The organism is Actinomadura sp. GC306 (assembly GCF_004348665.1).
Lineage (GTDB): Bacteria > Actinomycetota > Actinomycetes > Streptosporangiales > Streptosporangiaceae > Spirillospora.
The window spans coordinates 33,000-49,121 of record NZ_SMKM01000012.1 but is presented as its reverse complement, the minus strand read 5'-3'; the positions used below and the strand labels follow the sequence as shown (position 1 = coordinate 49,121).

The following is a 16,122-nucleotide window of genomic DNA, read 5'->3' as shown; positions in this document are numbered from 1 at the left end:
GTGCGGCCGGGGGTGGGCGGCCGCACGGCCCGTCAGCGGTTGTTGAACTTCGGGGGGCGTTTCTCCATGGTCGCGGTCATGCCCTCCGGGAGGTCTTCGGTGAAGAAGGCCAGGGTCTGGACCGCGGTTTCGGCCTGGAGCTGGGCTCGCAGGCCCGGGGCGTCCAGCGCCATGTTGAGGAGTTCCTTCGTGCGGCGGAGGCCGTACGGGGACTTCGCCAGCAGTTCGTCGGCCAGGGCGTGCGCGGCCTCCAGGTCCGCGCCCTCGGCGCTGATCTCGGTGACCAGGCCCAGGGCCTCGGCGCGGGACACGTCCAGCCGCTGGGCGCGATAGAAGATCTCCGCGGCCCTCGCCGGGCCGACCAGGCGGGGCAGCAGCCAGGAGAGGCCGCAGTCGCCGGCCGACAGGCCGAGGTTGGTGAACGGCACGACGAACCGGGTCGTCGGGTCGGCGACCCGCATGTCGCAGGCCAGCGCCCAGGACACGCCCATGCCGGCGACCGGGCCGCGCAGCGCCGCGATCACCGGCTGCGGGATCTCCCGCAGCCGCGCGGTGACCTCGCCGCCGCGGGCGATGCCCCGGTAGAGGCGCTGGACGCGCCCCTCCGAGCTCTCCTGACCCGGGTCGCCGCCCTGGATGTCCATGCCCGAGCAGAAGCCGCGGCCCTCGCCGGTCAGCACGACCACCTGGGTGTCGGGATCGCGCGCCAGCTCGTTGAGGACGTCGAGCATCTCCTCGGTCAGTGCGCCGTCGACGGCGTTCAGACGCTCCGGGCGGGACAGGGTGATCGTGAGGACCCCGTCCCGCCGGTCGAGCTTGATGCCGCCCAAGTCAGGAGGTGAGCTGCTGGATGAGGGGGCCCATCTGCTCGCCCACGTTCTTGAAGACGGTCAGCGGCTCGCCCGCGTTGATGGCCGCCCAGTTGTCGCGGACGTCCTCCACGCTCAGCGTCTCCTTCTGGCCGTAGCCGGGGCCCTCCGCCACGAAGATCTTCGCGATGCGGCCGCCGCCGACGGTGTAGACCTCGCCGGAGTCCTCGTTGCTCTCGTGGACGAGGTAGGCGACCAGCGGCGTGACCTGCTCGACGCCGAGCTTGTCGGCGAAGTCGGCGGGCAGGAGGTCCTCGGTCATCCGGGTCCAGGCGACCGGGGCGATCGCGTTGGCCTTGATGTTGTACTTGGCGCCCTCCTGCGCGAGGGTCTTGGTGAAGCCGACCAGGCCCATCTTGGCCGTGGCGTAGTTCGCCTGCCCGAAGTTGCCGAACAGGCCCGCGGGCGAGGACGTGTTGACGATCCGGCCGTAGCCCTGCTCGCGCAGGTGCGCCCAGGCGGCGCTGGAGACGAGGAACGAGCCCCGCAGGTGGACGGCGATGACCGCGTCGAACTCCTCCGGCGCCATGTTCTTGAACGACTTGTCGCGCAGGATGCCCGCGTTGTTGACGACGATGTCGACCTTGCCGAACTCGTCCAGCGCGGTCTTGATGATCGCCTGCGCACCCTCGGGGGTCGCGACGTTGTCGGGGTTGGCGACGGCCTCGCCGCCGTTCTTCTTGATCTCGTCCACGACCTCCTGGGCGGGGCCGGCGGAGGCGCCGACACCGGACCGGTCGCCGCCGAGGTCGTTCACGACGACCTTGGCGCCGCGCGCGGCGAGCTCCAGCGCGTGCTGGCGGCCGAGGCCGTGCCCGGCCCCGGTCACGACCGCCACGCGGCCGTCGTAGCGCAGTTCCGACATCCCTGTCTCCTCACATCGCACCGACTACGGCCCCCAGGTAATCATCCGGGGGTTACCAAGTGGTACCACTAAACCGAATCCCGCTCGGCTGCGGCCCCCGGTCTTTTCTTCCCACCCTGGCGGGCGGCCAGTCCTGTGCGCCATGGGACCCAAGAGCAAGATGCGGCGAATGCCGTTTTCGCCGTACCCTTCTCGGTGTACGGGTCCCCTCATCGACGCCGCGAGGAACAACGGAGGTTCCGTCTCGATGAGCACAGCCGACGCGTTCCCGCCCGGCCCCCGCCGCTACCGCATCGTGCAGTGGGCGACGGGCGCGGTGGGCCGGAGCGTGATCAGGGGCGTCCTCGCCCGGGACGACATGGAACTGGCCGGTGCCTGGGTCCACACGCCCGCCAAGGCCGGAATCGACGCCGGAGTCCTCGCCGGACGCGACCCCGTGGGGGTCACCGCGACCGGCGACCTCGACGACATCCTCGGCATCGACGCCGACTGCGTCGTCTACGCGCCGGGCCCGACGCCCGACCGGGCCGCCGAACTCGATCTCGTGTGCGCGCTGCTGGCGTCGGGCAAGAACGTCGTCTCCCTGAGCGGCTTCCTCTACCCGCGGGCCCACGGCCCGCACTACGCCGGTGAACTGGAGCAGGCGTGCAAGCGGGGCCGCGCCTCGGTGCACGGCAGCGGGATCAGCAACGGGTTCATGGCCGACGCCATGCCGCTGATGCTGACGCGGCTGTCCCGGCGGATCACCCACGTCTACGCCCGGGAGGTCTCCGACTTCGCCCTGCACCCGTCCTGGCGGATGGTCCACCACATGCTCGGCTTCGGCAAGGACGAGGACGCCTACCGGCGTGCGCTGCGGCCCGCCCGCACTGCGATGCGGGCCTTGTTCTCCGAGAGCCTGCACCTGGTCGCGGCCGGGCTCGGGATCGACCTGGACGAGATCGACGTCGACGTGGAGCACCGGCTCGCCCGCGGCGACCTCACCACCGCCGCCGGGCCGATCCCCCGCGGGACGGTCGCCGCCGCCCGCTGGACGTTCAGCGGCCTGGCCGGCGGGCGCCCGGTGATCACCATCGAGGTCGTGCACAAGGCCGACGCCGGCGGGATGTGCGACGAGTGGGGCCGCCCCGGGTACTCGATCCGCGTGGACGGCGAGCCCTCCCTCACGCTGGCGGCCGACACGGAATGGGTGTCCGACCCGATCTCCGCCGCCGCGTCGCACGCGCTGAACGCCGTCCCGGCCGTGTGCGCCGCCGAGCCGGGCATCCGCACCCACCTCGACCTGCCGATGATCGGCGGCCGGATGCGGCTCTGAGCGCGGCGGCTATCGTGGGCGGCGGAGCCCGCCGACGGGAGGAGCACGGCATGAGCGTCCAAGAGGTCGAGGGGGGCCGGTTCGTCCGGCAGGCGAACCGCTTCACCGAGCGGATCACCGCCGACGGATCGAGCGGGTACCCCGCGGAGGCCGGCCGGTACCGGCTGTTCGTCTCGTACGCGTGCCCGTGGGCGCAGCGCACCCTGATCGTCCGGCGCCTGCTGGGCCTGGAGGACGCGATCAGCGTCGCCGTCGTGGACCCGATCCGCGACGAGCGCGGCTGGCGGCTGCCGGAGCGCGACCCGGTCACCGGGGCGGAGTTCCTGTCGGAGCTGTACCTCGGCACCGACCCCTCGTTCGAGGGCCGCTACACCGTCCCCTGCATCTGGGACACCGAGACCGGGCGGCTGGTGACGAACGACTTCCCGAACATCACCACGATGATGGAGACGGAGTTCACCGCGCAGCACCGGGCGGACGCGCCCGACCTGTACCCGGAGGCGCTGCGCGCGGAGATCGACGAGCTGAACGACCTCGTCTACCGGACCGTCAACAACGGGGCCTACAAGTGCGGATTCGCCACCGCCCAGGACGCCTACGAGGACGCGGTCGACGCGCTCTTCGGCACCCTCGACCAGTTGGAGGAGCGCCTGTCCGACCGGCGGTACCTCTTCGGCGACCGGATCACCGAGGCCGACGTCCGCCTCTACCCCACGCTCGCGCGGTTCGACGCCGTCTACTACTCGCACTTCAAGTGCAACGTGCGCCACCTGGCGGAGTACCCGAACCTGTGGGGCTACGCCCGCGACCTGTACTCGGTCCCCGCGTTCGGCGAGACCACGAACTTCGACCACATCAAGCGCCACTACTACGTGACGCAGCGGAACATCAACCCGTCCGGGGTCGTCCCGAAGGGCCCCTTCATCGACTGGACCGCTCCGCACGATCGGGCTCGCTGACCTCGGCATCTCGTTATGCTGACGAACCGCAGCAATCCATACGAGAGGCACGAACCCGACCATGCGCAGCCAGTTCTTCGGAAACATGGACCAGGGGCAGCAGCTCCCCGGTCATTTCGCCCTCCAGAACTCCAAGATGCTCCGGATCCACCTCAACGGCGACGTCCTGGCGCGCCAGGGCTCCATGGTGGCCTTCCAGGGCCAGATGGAGTTCGACTACGAGGGCTCCGGCGGCATCGGCAAGTTCATGAAGAAGGCCCTCACCGGCGAGGGCGTCCCGACGATGCGCGTCAAGGGCCAGGGCCTGCTGTTCGTCGCCAACGACGCCGACGACATCCACCTGTTCTACCTGGAGAACGAGGGCCTGACCGTCAACGGCGCCAACATCCTCGCCTACGACGCGCACCTGCAGTCGGACATCCAGCGCGTCCAGGGCGCGGGCATCGCCGCGGGCGGCCTGTTCAACACCACGCTCACCGGCACCGGCTGGGTCGCGCTGACCACCCACGGCACCCCCGTCATGCTCGACTGCGGCCGCGCCCCCACCTTCGTGGACGGCCAGTCCGCCGTCGCGTGGAGCACCGGCCTCCAGGTCGGCGTCAACCGCACCTTCAAGGCCGGCGCCCTGATCGGACGCGGCAGCGGCGAGGCCATGCAGCTCGCCTTCCAGGGCCAGGGCTTCGTCCTCGTCCAGGCCAGCGAAGGCCCGACCGTAGCCCCCCACACGCACTGAGCTCATGGCATTGCCCTTGGCGGTCAGGCGCTGGAGCGCCTTTCCTTCAACGGGCAATGCGTGCGATCGCTGCATCGCTTCGACTCGCCCTGGGGGCTCGCTGCGCGATCAGGTTTCTTGCTTCGCTCGAAACCTGCCTTCGGACGCGATCGCGACGGTTCAGGTCGTCGCGTGGTCTCGGTGGTCGCTGATCGGTCGCGCCCGCCGGCGAAGCCCGCGGAACCTGAGCGCAGGACGCACTGCACGCGCGGACAAGGTCTGGAGCGAGTAGCCTTGACGGGTCTAAGAAATTACCTGCGAGCTGCGGAAGAGGGCGATCTCCGCCGTGTCGACAGAGTCGTCGCAATCAAGTGCCGACCCAACGATGACCGACTTCGGTGCCAACGAATGGCTGGTCGACGAGCTGTACCAGAAGTACCTCGAGGACCCGACCTCGGTTGATGAGGCTTGGTGGAGCTTCTTCTCGGACTACCAGCCGGACAGCCGGCCCGGACCGAAGAAGTCCGCGTCCCCCGAGGCGCCCCAGGCCCCCGCCGCGGGCGCGGCCCCGAAGTCTCCGAACGGTGCCGCGGCCGCCCCGCCGACACCGGCGCGGCCGGTCGAGCCCCCCAAGGCCCCGGCGAAGGGCAAGGCGAAGGCCGCGCCCAAGGCAGCCAAGCCCGCCAAGCCCGCGCCCCCGCCGGTGCCCGAGGGCGCCGAAGAGGTGCGGCTGCGCGGCGCCGCCGCCCGGACCGCCTCCAACATGGAGACGAGCCTGGCGGTGCCGACCGCGACGAGCGTGCGCACCATCCCGGCCAAGTTGCTGATCGACAACCGGATCGTCATCAACAACCACCTGAAGCGCGGCCGCGGCGGCAAGGTGTCGTTCACCCACCTGATCGGGTACGCGACGGTCAAGGCGCTCGCCGCGATGCCGGAGATGAACGCCGCCTACACCGAGGTGGACGGCAAGCCGGTCATGATCCGGCCGGAGAACGTGAACTTCGGGCTGGCGATCGACCTGCAGAAGAGCGACGGGTCGCGGCAGCTGGTGGTGCCGAGCATCAAGGCCGCCGAGACGCTGGACTTCCGCCAGTTCTGGGCCGCCTACGAGGAGATCGTCCGCAAGGCGCGCAACAACAAGCTCACCATCGAGGACTTCCAGGGCACCACGATCAGCCTGACGAACCCGGGCACGATCGGGACGGTGCACTCGGTGCCGCGGCTGATGGCCGGCCAGGGGACGATCATCGGCGTGGGGTCGATGGAGTACCCGGCGGAGTTCGCGGGCGCGTCCAGCGACACGCTGTCGCGCATGGGGATCAGCAAGACGATGACGCTGACCTCCACCTACGACCACCGGATCATCCAGGGCGCGCAGTCCGGCGACTTCCTGCGCCGCATCCACGAGCTGCTGCTCGGCGCGGACGGCTTCTACGACGAGATCTTCGAGGCGCTGCGCATCCCGTACGAGCCGGTGCGCTGGGTCAAGGACATCTCCGCCTCGCACGAGGACGACGTCGCCAAGGTCGCCCGCGTCCACGAGCTGATCCACGCCTACCGGGTGCGCGGCCACCTGATGGCCGACACCGACCCGCTGGAGTACAAGCAGCGCCGCCACCCCGACCTCGACATCCTCCAGCACGGCCTGACGCTGTGGGACCTGGAGCGCGAGTTCGCGACCGGCGGGTTCGGCGGCAAGGCCACGATGAAGCTGCGCGACATCCTCGGCGTGCTCCGGATGGCGTACTGCCGCACCGTCGGCATCGAGTACATGCACATCCAGGACCCCGAGGAGCGCGCCTGGATCCAGGAGCGCGTGGAGGTCCCGCACGAGAAGCCGTCGCGCGAGGAGCAGCTGCACGTCCTGCGCAGGCTGAACAGCGCCGAGGCGTTCGAGACGTTCCTGCAGACGAAGTTCGTCGGGCAGAAGCGGTTCTCGCTGGAGGGCGGCGAGTCCGTCATCCCGCTGCTGGACTCGGTGATCTCGGCGGCGGCGAAGGCCAGCCTGGACGAGGTCGTCATCGGCATGGCGCACCGCGGCCGGCTGAACGTCCTCGCGAACATCGTCGGCAAGTCCTACGGGCAGATCTTCGGCGAGTTCGAGGGCAACCTCGACCCGCGCAGCGCGCAGGGCTCGGGCGACGTGAAGTACCACCTCGGCGCGTCCGGGGACTTCGTCGCCGACGACGGCTCCAAGATCCACTGCGAGCTGGTGGCGAACCCGTCGCACCTGGAGACGGTCGACCCGGTCCTGGAGGGCGTCGTCCGCGCCAAGCAGGACGTGCTGGACGTCGGCGAGGCCGGCTTCAGCGTGCTGCCCGTGCTGCTGCACGGCGACGCCGCGTTCGCGGGGCAGGGCGTGGTCGCCGAGACGCTGAACCTGTCGCAGCTGCGCGGCTACCGCACCGGCGGCACCGTGCACGTCGTGATCAACAACCAGGTGGGGTTCACCACCGCGCCCGAGTACTCGCGCTCCAGCGTGTACTCCACCGACGTGGCCCGGATGATCCAGGCGCCGATCTTCCACGTCAACGGCGACGACCCGGAGGCGTGCGCGCGGGTCGCGCGGCTGGCGTTCGAGTACCGGCAGACGTTCAAGAAGGACGTCGTCATCGACATGGTCTGCTACCGGCGCCGGGGCCACAACGAGGGCGAGAACCCCTCGTTCACCCAGCCGCTGATGTACGACCTGATCGACGCGAAGCGGTCGGTGCGCAAGCTGTACACCGAGGCGCTGATCGGCCGCGGCGACATCACGGTCGAGGAGGCCGAGCAGGCGCTGCGCGACTACCAGGAGCAGCTGGAGCGCGCCTTCACCGAGACCCGCGAGGCGGCGAAGCGGCCGCAGGAGCCGGGCTCGGTGGTGAAGCCGGACGTCGAGGAGCGCATCCCGATCGACCACGGCAAGGCGCCGACGGCGATCTCGCAGGAGACCGTGAAGCGGCTCATCGAGTCGCAGGTCAGCCTGCCGGAGGGCTTCACGCCGCACCCGCGGCTGCAGCCGATCCTGCAGCGCCGTGCGCAGATGATCGAGGACGACGCGATCGACTGGGCGACCGGCGAGCTGCTGGCGATGGGCTCGCTGCTGATCGACGGCCACCCGGTGCGGCTCGTCGGCCAGGACACCCGGCGCGGGACGTTCGGCCAGCGGCACGCGGTCCTCGTCGACCGCAAGACCGGCGAGGAGTACACCCCGCTCAAGCAGTTCGGGCAGGGCGTGTCGAAGTTCTACGTGCACGACTCGCTGCTCAGCGAGTACGCGGCGATGGGCTTCGAGTACGGCTACTCGATGACCCGCCCGGACGCGCTGGTCTGCTGGGAGGCCCAGTTCGGCGACTTCGCCAACGGCGCCCAGACCGTCGTGGACGAGTACATCTCGTCGGGCGAGCAGAAGTGGGGCCAGCACTCCGGCGTGGTGCTGCTGCTGCCGCACGGCTACGAGGGCCAGGGGCCGGACCACTCGTCGGGGCGCATCGAGCGCTTCCTGCAGCTGTGCGCGCAGGACAACATGACCGTGGTGTACCCGACGACCCCGGCGAACTACTTCCACCTGCTGCGCTGGCAGGTGCTGGCGGGCCGGCACAAGCCGCTGGTCGTGTTCACGCCGAAGTCGCTGCTGCGGCTGAAGGCGGCCACGTCCCCGGTCTCGGAGATCACCGGCAGCGCGTTCCAGCCGGTGATCCCGGAGAGCGACCCGGCGATCGAGCCGAAGGGCGTGCGGCGGGTGCTGCTCACCACCGGCAAGATCTACTACGACCTGGTGAAGGCGCGGCAGAGCGCGGGCGCGACCGACACCGCGATGGTCCGGGTCGAGCGGCTGTACCCGCCGCCGGTCGACGAGATCAAGGCGGAGCTGGCCAAGTACCCGGCGGACGCCGAGGTCGTGTGGGTGCAGGACGAGCCGGCGAACATGGGCGCCTGGCCGTTCATGGCGCTGAAGCTGCCGCACCACATCGAGGGCCTGCGGATGTCGCGGGTGTCGCGGCCGGCGTCGTCGTCGCCGGCGGTGGGGTCGGCGATGCTGCACCAGGCGGAGCAGGAGGCCCTCATCGCCCGGGTGTTCGGCGAGCAGAAGTAGCGGGTCCGCCGGGGGCTCCCCGGCTGGAGTGACGGGAGATCCGAGGGCTCCGGTGCGCCGCACCGGAGCCCTCGGTGTCGTGAAGCGGCGTCGTAGGAAGTGGAACAGGCCATGTACTTCACCGATCGGGGCATCGAGGAGCTGACGGACCGGCGCGGGGAGGAGGAGGTCAGTCTCACGTGGCTGGCGGAGCGGCTCCGCGAGTTCGTGGACCTCAACCCCGAGTTCGAGACGCCCGTCGAGCGGCTCGCCACGTGGCTGGCGCGGCTGGACGACGAGGACGACGACGAGTGATCCCCCCGGGGGCGGGGCGGCGCGGCGCCGACCCCCGGCCGGTGACGCGATACATCTTGACTTCCGGCGAACGAGACATATCGTGTTTACTGATCACAGGACGCTCGGACGAAGGGGCAGCACCCGATGTCGCGCTGGACGATCGACGAACCGACCACCCTCGACTTCGACGGCGTCGTCGCGCTGCGCGCCACGCTGATCACCGGAGACGTCTCCGTGCTCGCCTCGGACGAGCGCCCGTCCGTCATCGTCGGCGACGTCGAGGGCCCGCCGCTGGTGATCACCCATGAGGCGGGGATGCTGACGATCACCCACGAGAACCTGTGGGAGGGCGTGCTGCACTGGCTGCGCACCCAGAAGTGCCGCGCGTCCATCACGGTGACCGTCCCGCACGACTGCCCCGTCACCCTCAACCTGGTGTCCGCGGACGCCGTCGTGACGGGCATGACGGCCCGCACGTCCATCAAGAGCGCCTCCGGCGACGTGACACTCGACGAGGTCGCGGGCGCGATCGACGCCAACACCGTCTCCGGCGCGGTCGAGGCGCAGGGCCTGGACGGGACGGTGTCGTTCACGTCCGTGTCCGGCGACCTGTCGCTGGCCGGCGGCTCGCTCGGCCGGCTCGCGGCGCGGGCCGTCAGCGGCCGCATCGCCGCCGACGTCGACCTGGCCCGCGACGGCCGCGTGGACGTCAACACCGTCTCCGGCGCGGTCGCGCTGCGCATCCCCGAGTCCGCGGACGCGCAGGTCACGCTGAACTCGGCCGCCGGGGCGATCGACACGACCTTCGCCGAGCTCGGCCGCCAGGAGCGGCCCGTGGCCCGCAGCGTCACCGGGAAGCTCGGCGACGGCACGGGACGGCTCACCGTCAACACGGTGTCCGGCCCGGTCACCCTCCTCGGCCGCGACGACGCGCCCGGCACCACCGCCCCCCGGATGGAGAAGTGAGGACCGCGTGAGCCCCGTTTTCGGCCACGGTCGCCTGCGGCTGTACCTGCTGAAGCTGCTGGAGGAGAGCCCGCGGCACGGCTACGAGGTGATCCGGCACCTGCAGGACCGCTTCCTCGGGGTCTACTCCCCCTCCCCCGGCACGATCTACCCGCGGCTGGCCCGGCTGGAGGCGGAGGGCCTGGTCACCCACGAGGTGATCAAGGGCAAGAAGGTGTACTCGCTGACCGCCAAGGGCCGCGAGGAGCTGGAGCGCCGGATGGACGAGCTGGCGGACCTGGAGGAGGAGATCTCCGCGTCCGCGCAGGAGTTCGCGCGCGGGGTGCAGGAGGACGTCCGGCAGACCGTCCGGACGCTGCGCGAGGAGCTCACCCAGGCCGCCCGCACGATGCGCGACCAGGGCAAGGCCACGTCCAAGGAGGCGTGGAAGGAGACCACCGACCGGCAGAAGGACGAGTGGCGGCGGCAGAAGGAGTTCTGGCGCGAGCAGAAGCAGGCGTGGAAGGAGGAGTGGCGGCAGAACTGGGACGACGCCTGGAAGACCGCCACCGGCACCCGCGAGGACGTCGCCCGCCTCAAGCTGGAGCGGCTGCTCCGCACGTTCGTCGAGGACGTCCGCAAGTCGGCGACGAGGTCCCGGCTGGACGAGGACGGCCTCGCCGCCGTCCAGGCGATCCTCGACGAGACGTGCGCCCGCCTGAAGGACGAGGTCCTTCACCGCGACCCCGACGGCAAGGCCGCGGGAGGCGGGGACCCGGGCTGCGGCACGCCGTGACCGGGACGCCCCGGCCACGGCGGCACGAGGTCAGGGCGTGAAGATGATCTTCCCGAAGAGGTCGCCGGCCTCCATCGCGGCGAAGCCCTCCCGGGCCCGGCTCAGCGGCAGCGTCCGGTCGATCAGCGGCCGGGTCCCCGTCTTGACCAGGAACCGCGCGAGCCGCTCCAGCTGGTCGCGCGTCCCCATCGTCGAGCCGATCACCTGCAGCTGCAGGAAGAACACCCGGTTCAGCTCGGCGGGCGGCACCTGGCCGCTGGTGGCGCCCGACACCACGATCCGGCCGCCCGGCCGCAGCGACTTCAGCGAGTGCGACCACGTCGCCTGCCCGACCGTCTCGATGACGGCGTCGACCCGCTCGGGGAGCCGCGCGCCCGTCTCCAGGGCGGCGTCCGCCCCGAGCTCCAGCGCCCGCGCGCGCTTGTCCTCGCTGCGGCTCGTCGCGTAGACGCGGTAGCCGGCGGCCGAGGCCAGCGCGATCGCGGCGGTCGCGACGCCGCCGCCCGCGCCCTGCACCAGGACCGACGAGCCGGGCTGCAGACCGGCCTTGTCGAACAGCATCCGGTAGGCGGTGAGCCACGCCGTCGGCAGGCAGGCCGCCTCCTCGAACGACAGCTCGGCGGGCTTCGGGACGAGGTTGCGGCGCGGCACCGCGACCCGTTCGGCCAGCGTCCCCGGGTGGGTCTCCGACAGCAGCGACCGCTTCGGGTCGAGGGTCTCGTCGCCGCCGCCCCGCGCCGGGTCGCCGATCACCGAGTGGACGATGACCTCGTTGCCGTCCTCGTCCACCCCGGCCGCGTCGCAGCCGAGGATCATCGGGAGCCTGTCGGCGGACAGGCCGACGCCCTTGAGCGACCACAGGTCGTGGTGGTTGAGCGCCGCGGCCTTGACCGTGACGGTCGTCCAGCCGTCCGGTGCCTCGGGCTCGGGCGCCTCCCCCACGGCCAGCCCGTCCAGCGGATTGTCTGCGTCGATCTGCGTAGCGGTGACAGCGAACATGAACGCACACTAACGGCCCGGCCGGAACCGCGGGCGGCCCGCCCCCGGCCGGGGGCGGGCCGCTCACGCGAACCGGTCAGAGGACCTTGGACAGGAAGTCCTGGGTGCGCTGGTGCCGCGGGTTGGCGAGCACCTCGCGGGGCGTGCCCTCCTCGACCACGACGCCGTCGTCCATGAAGACCAGCGAGTCGCCGACCTCGCGGGCGAAGCCCATCTCGTGGGTGACCACGACCATGGTCATGCCGCTGAGCGCGAGCTGCTTCATGACGTCCAGGACCTCCCCGACGAGCTCGGGGTCCAGCGCGGAGGTCGGCTCGTCGAACAGCATCAGCGCGGGCTCCATGGCGAGCGCCCGCGCGATCGCCACCCGCTGCTGCTGCCCGCCGGACAGCTGCCCTGGATAGACGTTCGCCTTGCTGGCCAGCCCGACGCGCTCCAGCAGGGTGAGGGCCTGCTTCTTGACCTGGTCCTTCGGCTGCCGCTTGACCCAGACCGGCGCCCCCATGACGTTCTCCAGCGCCGTCATGTGGGGGAAGAGGTTGAACCGCTGGAACACCATGCCGATCTCGCGGCGCTGCGCGGAGACCTCCCGGTCGCGCAGCTCGTAGAGCTTGCCGCCCTGCTCCCGGTAGCCGACCAGGTGGCCGTTCACCCACAGCCGGCCGGCGTTGATCTTCTCCAGGTGGTTGATGCAGCGCAGGAACGTCGACTTCCCGGACCCGGACGGCCCGACGACGCACATCACCTCGCCCTGCCGCACCTCCAGGTCGACGCCCTTGAGCACCTCCAGTCGGCCGAACGACTTGTGCACCCGCTCGGCCTTCACCATCAGCCCGCCGCTCTCCGGCGCCGGGGTATTGGCGAGGGGGTCGGTCACGCCGTCACCTCCGCTCATTGGCCGCCGCCTCCGCCCCGGAGGCGGATCCGCGGCTCGCGCGGCGTCGTGCCCCGGCCGACCCCGCGGCTGTAGTGGCGTTCCAGGTAGTGCTGGCCGATCATCATCAGCGAGGACAGGAACAGGTACCACAGGCACGCCATGATCAGCATCGGGACGATCTGGTACGTGTTGGCGTAGATGGTCTGCGCGGTGAACGTCAGCTCGCTGAACGGGATGGCCGCGACCAGCGAGGTGTTCTTCATCGTCGAGAGCGCCTCGTTGCCGGTCGGCGGGATGATCACCCGCATCGCCTGCGGCAGCACGATGCGGCGCATGGTCTGCATCCGCGACATGCCGAGCGCGCTCGCCGCCTCCTGCTGGCCCTCGTCCACCGACAGGATCCCGGCCCGGACGATCTCCGCCATGTAGGCGGCCTCGTTGAGGATCAGCCCGAGCCCCGCGGCGATCATGGCCGTCACCAGGGCCTGGGTCTGCCAGGTGTGGAACTCCGGCCCGAACGGGATGCCGACCCCGATGGTGGGCAGCAGCGACCCGATGGCGCCCCAGATCAGCAGCTGCGTGTAGAGCGGCGTGCCGCGGAAGAACCACAGGTAGAACCAGGCCGCGCCGCTCAGCAGCGGGTTCGGGGACAGCCGCATGAGCGCGAGAACGGTGCCGAGCGCGATCCCGCCGACCATCGCGGCGATGGTCAGCAGGATGGTGTTGCGGACGCCCTTGAGCACCGCGACGGAGAAGATGTACTTGCGCTGCTCGGCCCAGTTCAGCGCGTCGCTCGTCAACAGGAAGTTGACGAACATCGCGATGAGCACCAGCACGACCGCCGCCGCGATCCAGCGGCCGGGATGCCGGACGGGGACGGCCCGGATCGCTTCGGGCCGTCCCTTCTCGACGTCGTCGTCGACCGTCATCCGATCAGCTCTCGGCGGCGTTGATCTTCGGCTCGGTGATCGCGCCGCTCTCCACGCCGTTCTCCGTCAGGATCTTCGTGTAGGTCCCGTCGGCGATCAGCGCCTTGACCGCGCCGAGCAGGGCGTCCTTGAACTGGCCGGCGTTCTTGCCGAGCGCGTAGCCGTACGGCGCGGTGTCGTAGACCTCGCCGATGAGCTCCAGCTTGCCGGTCTTCTTGATCGCGTCACCGATGATCGGCGAGTCGGCCGCCATCGCGTCGATCTTGCCCGCGACGAGGTCGTTGTTCACCTCGGTCTGCTGCTTGCGGACGACCTGCTTGATCGCCGGCTTGCCCGCGTCGGTGCACTCCTTGCTCTTGGCGGTGAGGTCCTCGACCTGCACGGTGCCCTGCTGGACGCCGATGCTCTTGCCGCAGGCGTCGTCGGGGTTCACGCCCTTCGGGTTGCCGGTGAGCGCGGCCCAGGACGTCCCGGCCGTGTAGTAGGTGACGAAGTCGACGACCTTCTCGCGCTCCTTGTTGTCGGTGAACGAGGAGACGCCGATCTCGTACTTGCCGGACTGGACGCCCGGGATGATCGTGTCGAAGCCCGCGTTGTGGTACTCGGTCTTCAGGCCGAGCTTGGCGGCGACGGCGTCGAAGAGCTCGATGTCCCAGCCGACGATCTTCTGCGTGCCGGGGTCGACCGACTCGTTCGGCGGGTAGGACGCGTCCACCCCGACGACGATCTTGCCGTCGCTCTTGATCGCGTCCGGGACCATGGCGCTCAGCTCGGCGTCCGCGCTCGTGTTCGCGGCACCCCCCGAGGACTCGGTGTCGTCGCCGTTGTCGCCACATGCCGACAGGGCGAGGGCGCCCGTCAGCACGAGCGCGCTCGCCGCGACGGCGCGGCGGCGCAGAGACCCGATGATCATGGTCCCCCTCCAGGTGGGTTGCGGTGGACCGGTCAGGTCCACAGGTTAGGTGCATATTTTGGCGCAGAACCGTTCTGATCTGGATAAAGGGTCCGAAACAATCACGCAACGGCTCCGTTCGGGTGTAGCGGATGACTTTGTGGTGACCGTCACGTGACGGTTGCCACCACCCCGCTCCCGGAGCGCACGGAACCCGGTATGAGAGAATCGGACAACGGGTGACCCCCGTACGTCGCGAGATGACCTCCAGGTGACCGGCCACCACGCCGCACCCACCGCGGCGGCATCGCAAGAAAGCCAACTTTCACTGACAGGGGTCGCTGTGGCTGCTGAGCCCAATCCCAACGAACCGTCCTCCTACGACGACGATCCGGCGTTCCCGCTGCACCGCGGCGGCAAGCTGGAGATGCGCTCCACCATTCCGGTGCGCAACAAAGACGATCTTTCGCTGGCCTACACGCCGGGCGTCGCCCGGGTGTGCACCGCGATCGCCGACCACCCCGAACTGGCCTACGACTACACCTGGACCTCCCGGGTCGTCGCCGTCGTGACCGACGGCACCGCCGTGCTCGGGCTCGGCGACATCGGCCCGGCCGCCTCCATGCCGGTCATGGAGGGCAAGTCCCTGCTGTTCAAGGAGTTCGCCGACGTCGACTCGGTGCCCATCGCGCTGAACACCACGGACGTGGACGAGATCGTCGACACCGTGATCCGGATGGCGCCGAGCTTCGGCGGCATCAACCTGGAGGACATCAGCGCACCGCGCTGCTTCGAGATCGAGGACCGGCTCCGCGCCGCGCTCGACATCCCGGTCTTCCACGACGACCAGCACGGCACCGCCATCGTCGCGCTCGCCGCGCTCAAGAACGCGGCCCGCCTGGTCGGCAAGCCGCTGTCGGAGCTGCGCGCCGTCGTGGCCGGCGCGGGCGCGTCCGGCATCGCCGTGTCCAAGATGCTGATCGAGGGCGGCATCGGCGACATAGCGCTCTCGGACAGCAAGGGCCTCATCTACAAGGGGCGGGACGGCCTCAACCCGATCAAGACGAAGATCGCGGAGATCACCAACCGGTCGTGCCTCAAGGGCTCCACCGAGGAGGCGCTCCGCGGCGCCGACGTGTTCATCGGGCTGTCCGGCGGCACCGTCCACGAGTCGTGCGTCGCCACGATGTCGGAGAACGCGATCGTGTTCGCGCTGTCCAACCCGACCCCCGAGGTGCACCCGGACGTCGCGCTCCGGCACGCCAAGGTCGTCGCGACCGGCCGCAGCGACTACCCGAACCAGATCAACAACGTGCTGGCGTTCCCGGGCATCTTCCGCGGCGCGCTGGACGTCCGCGCGTCCGCCATCACCGAGGGCATGAAGCTCGCGGCGGCCAACGCGCTCGCCGGCATCGTCGGGGACGACCTCAAGCCCGACTACGTCATCCCCGGCCCGTTCGACGACCGCGTGGCCCCGGCCGTCACCGCGGCCGTGGCCGAGCAGGCCCGCAAGGACGGCGTCAACCGGATCTGATCCGGTCCCCCCGTGATCCCTCCGGACGGCCGCCCGCGCCCGCAGCCACGCGGCGCGCGGGCCGGGCGGCCGC

At 70.4% G+C, this 16,122-nt stretch carries 14 protein-coding genes; 8 read left to right on the top strand and 6 right to left on the bottom strand.

The genetic code is table 11. From position 1 onward, the window contains the following. Positions 1 to 32: 32 nt before the first annotated feature. The gene (locus E1200_RS03505) at positions 33 to 830 is read right to left on the bottom strand and encodes an enoyl-CoA hydratase-related protein (RefSeq protein WP_131950307.1); all 798 of its coding nucleotides are present in this window, start codon (positions 828 to 830) and stop codon (positions 33 to 35) included. A gap of 1 nt (position 831) precedes the next feature. Continuing rightward, a complete protein-coding gene (locus E1200_RS03500; protein ID WP_131950306.1) occupies positions 832 to 1,734 on the bottom strand; it encodes an SDR family oxidoreductase in 903 nt (300 codons plus the stop codon). A gap of 247 nt (positions 1,735 to 1,981) precedes the next feature. Here E1200_RS03500 and E1200_RS03495 point away from each other — a divergent pair, with 247 nt between their 5' ends. The 7 genes from E1200_RS03495 to E1200_RS03465 all read left to right on the top strand — a co-directional run bounded on the left by E1200_RS03495 (position 1,982) and on the right by E1200_RS03465 (position 10,818). Continuing rightward, positions 1,982 to 3,049 carry a dihydrodipicolinate reductase gene (locus tag E1200_RS03495; RefSeq protein WP_131950305.1) on the top strand — a complete coding sequence of 356 codons (1,068 nt, stop codon included), beginning with the start codon at positions 1,982 to 1,984 and terminating at the stop codon, positions 3,047 to 3,049. Between the two features lie 50 nt (positions 3,050 to 3,099). Next, on the top strand, positions 3,100 to 4,008 hold the full coding sequence (locus E1200_RS03490; protein ID WP_131950304.1) for a glutathione S-transferase family protein: 909 nt from the start codon (positions 3,100 to 3,102) through the stop codon (positions 4,006 to 4,008). A 61-nt stretch (positions 4,009 to 4,069) separates the two neighbouring features. Beyond that, a complete protein-coding gene (locus E1200_RS03485; protein WP_131950303.1) occupies positions 4,070 to 4,741 on the top strand; it encodes an AIM24 family protein in 672 nt (223 codons plus the stop codon). 325 nt (positions 4,742 to 5,066) lie between these two features. Then, positions 5,067 to 8,801, top strand: coding sequence for a multifunctional oxoglutarate decarboxylase/oxoglutarate dehydrogenase thiamine pyrophosphate-binding subunit/dihydrolipoyllysine-residue succinyltransferase subunit (locus E1200_RS03480; RefSeq protein WP_131950302.1), 3,735 nt, complete (start codon positions 5,067 to 5,069; stop codon positions 8,799 to 8,801). Between the two features lie 111 nt (positions 8,802 to 8,912). Continuing rightward, on the top strand, positions 8,913 to 9,095 hold the full coding sequence (locus tag E1200_RS03475; RefSeq protein WP_131950301.1) for a DUF6104 family protein: 183 nt from the start codon (positions 8,913 to 8,915) through the stop codon (positions 9,093 to 9,095). Between the two features lie 126 nt (positions 9,096 to 9,221). Further along, positions 9,222 to 10,043: a DUF4097 family beta strand repeat-containing protein gene (locus tag E1200_RS03470; RefSeq protein ID WP_131950300.1), complete on the top strand. Its 822-nt coding sequence runs from the start codon at positions 9,222 to 9,224 to the stop codon at positions 10,041 to 10,043. A 7-nt stretch (positions 10,044 to 10,050) separates the two neighbouring features. After that, positions 10,051 to 10,818 (top strand): helix-turn-helix transcriptional regulator, encoded by a 768-nt coding sequence (locus tag E1200_RS03465; RefSeq protein WP_131950299.1) that lies wholly within the window; start codon positions 10,051 to 10,053, stop codon positions 10,816 to 10,818. Between the two features lie 30 nt (positions 10,819 to 10,848). Here E1200_RS03465 and E1200_RS03460 read toward each other — a convergent pair whose 3' ends face one another. The 4 genes from E1200_RS03460 to E1200_RS03445 all read right to left on the bottom strand — a co-directional run bounded on the left by E1200_RS03460 (position 10,849) and on the right by E1200_RS03445 (position 14,536). Then, positions 10,849 to 11,817 carry a zinc-binding dehydrogenase gene (locus E1200_RS03460; protein WP_131950298.1) on the bottom strand — a complete coding sequence of 323 codons (969 nt, stop codon included), beginning with the start codon at positions 11,815 to 11,817 and terminating at the stop codon, positions 10,849 to 10,851. Positions 11,818 to 11,893: 76 nt separating this feature from the next. Further along, positions 11,894 to 12,646 (bottom strand): amino acid ABC transporter ATP-binding protein, encoded by a 753-nt coding sequence (locus E1200_RS03455; protein ID WP_165950183.1) that lies wholly within the window; start codon positions 12,644 to 12,646, stop codon positions 11,894 to 11,896. Positions 12,647 to 12,708: 62 nt separating this feature from the next. Beyond that, the gene (locus E1200_RS03450; protein ID WP_131950296.1) at positions 12,709 to 13,623 is read right to left on the bottom strand and encodes an amino acid ABC transporter permease; all 915 of its coding nucleotides are present in this window, start codon (positions 13,621 to 13,623) and stop codon (positions 12,709 to 12,711) included. Between the two features lie 4 nt (positions 13,624 to 13,627). Next, complete coding sequence (locus E1200_RS03445; protein ID WP_131950295.1) at positions 13,628 to 14,536, bottom strand: ABC transporter substrate-binding protein; 909 nt, start codon at positions 14,534 to 14,536, stop codon at positions 13,628 to 13,630. A gap of 322 nt (positions 14,537 to 14,858) precedes the next feature. Between E1200_RS03445 and E1200_RS03440 the strand changes: the two genes are divergently transcribed. Further along, positions 14,859 to 16,049, top strand: coding sequence for an NADP-dependent malic enzyme (locus E1200_RS03440; RefSeq protein WP_279483718.1), 1,191 nt, complete (start codon positions 14,859 to 14,861; stop codon positions 16,047 to 16,049). The last annotated feature ends 73 nt before the right edge of the window (positions 16,050 to 16,122 follow it).

Bases quoted from the DNA above. Each gene is read 5' to 3' on its own strand.
- E1200_RS03500 (WP_131950306.1), bottom strand. From the start codon at position 1,734: ATGTCGGAACTGCGCTACGACGGCCGCGTGGCGGTCGTGACCGGGGCC.
- E1200_RS03495 (WP_131950305.1), top strand. From the start codon at position 1,982: ATGAGCACAGCCGACGCGTTCCCGCCCGGCCCCCGCCGCTACCGCATC.
- E1200_RS03490 (WP_131950304.1), top strand. From the start codon at position 3,100: ATGAGCGTCCAAGAGGTCGAGGGGGGCCGGTTCGTCCGGCAGGCGAAC.
- E1200_RS03485 (WP_131950303.1), top strand. From the start codon at position 4,070: ATGCGCAGCCAGTTCTTCGGAAACATGGACCAGGGGCAGCAGCTCCCC.
- E1200_RS03475 (WP_131950301.1), top strand. From the start codon at position 8,913: ATGTACTTCACCGATCGGGGCATCGAGGAGCTGACGGACCGGCGCGGG.
- E1200_RS03470 (WP_131950300.1), top strand. From the start codon at position 9,222: ATGTCGCGCTGGACGATCGACGAACCGACCACCCTCGACTTCGACGGC.
- E1200_RS03460 (WP_131950298.1), bottom strand. From the start codon at position 11,817: ATGTTCGCTGTCACCGCTACGCAGATCGACGCAGACAATCCGCTGGAC.
- E1200_RS03455 (WP_165950183.1), bottom strand. From the start codon at position 12,646: ATGGTGAAGGCCGAGCGGGTGCACAAGTCGTTCGGCCGACTGGAGGTG.
- E1200_RS03450 (WP_131950296.1), bottom strand. From the start codon at position 13,623: ATGACGGTCGACGACGACGTCGAGAAGGGACGGCCCGAAGCGATCCGG.
- E1200_RS03445 (WP_131950295.1), bottom strand. From the start codon at position 14,536: ATGATCATCGGGTCTCTGCGCCGCCGCGCCGTCGCGGCGAGCGCGCTC.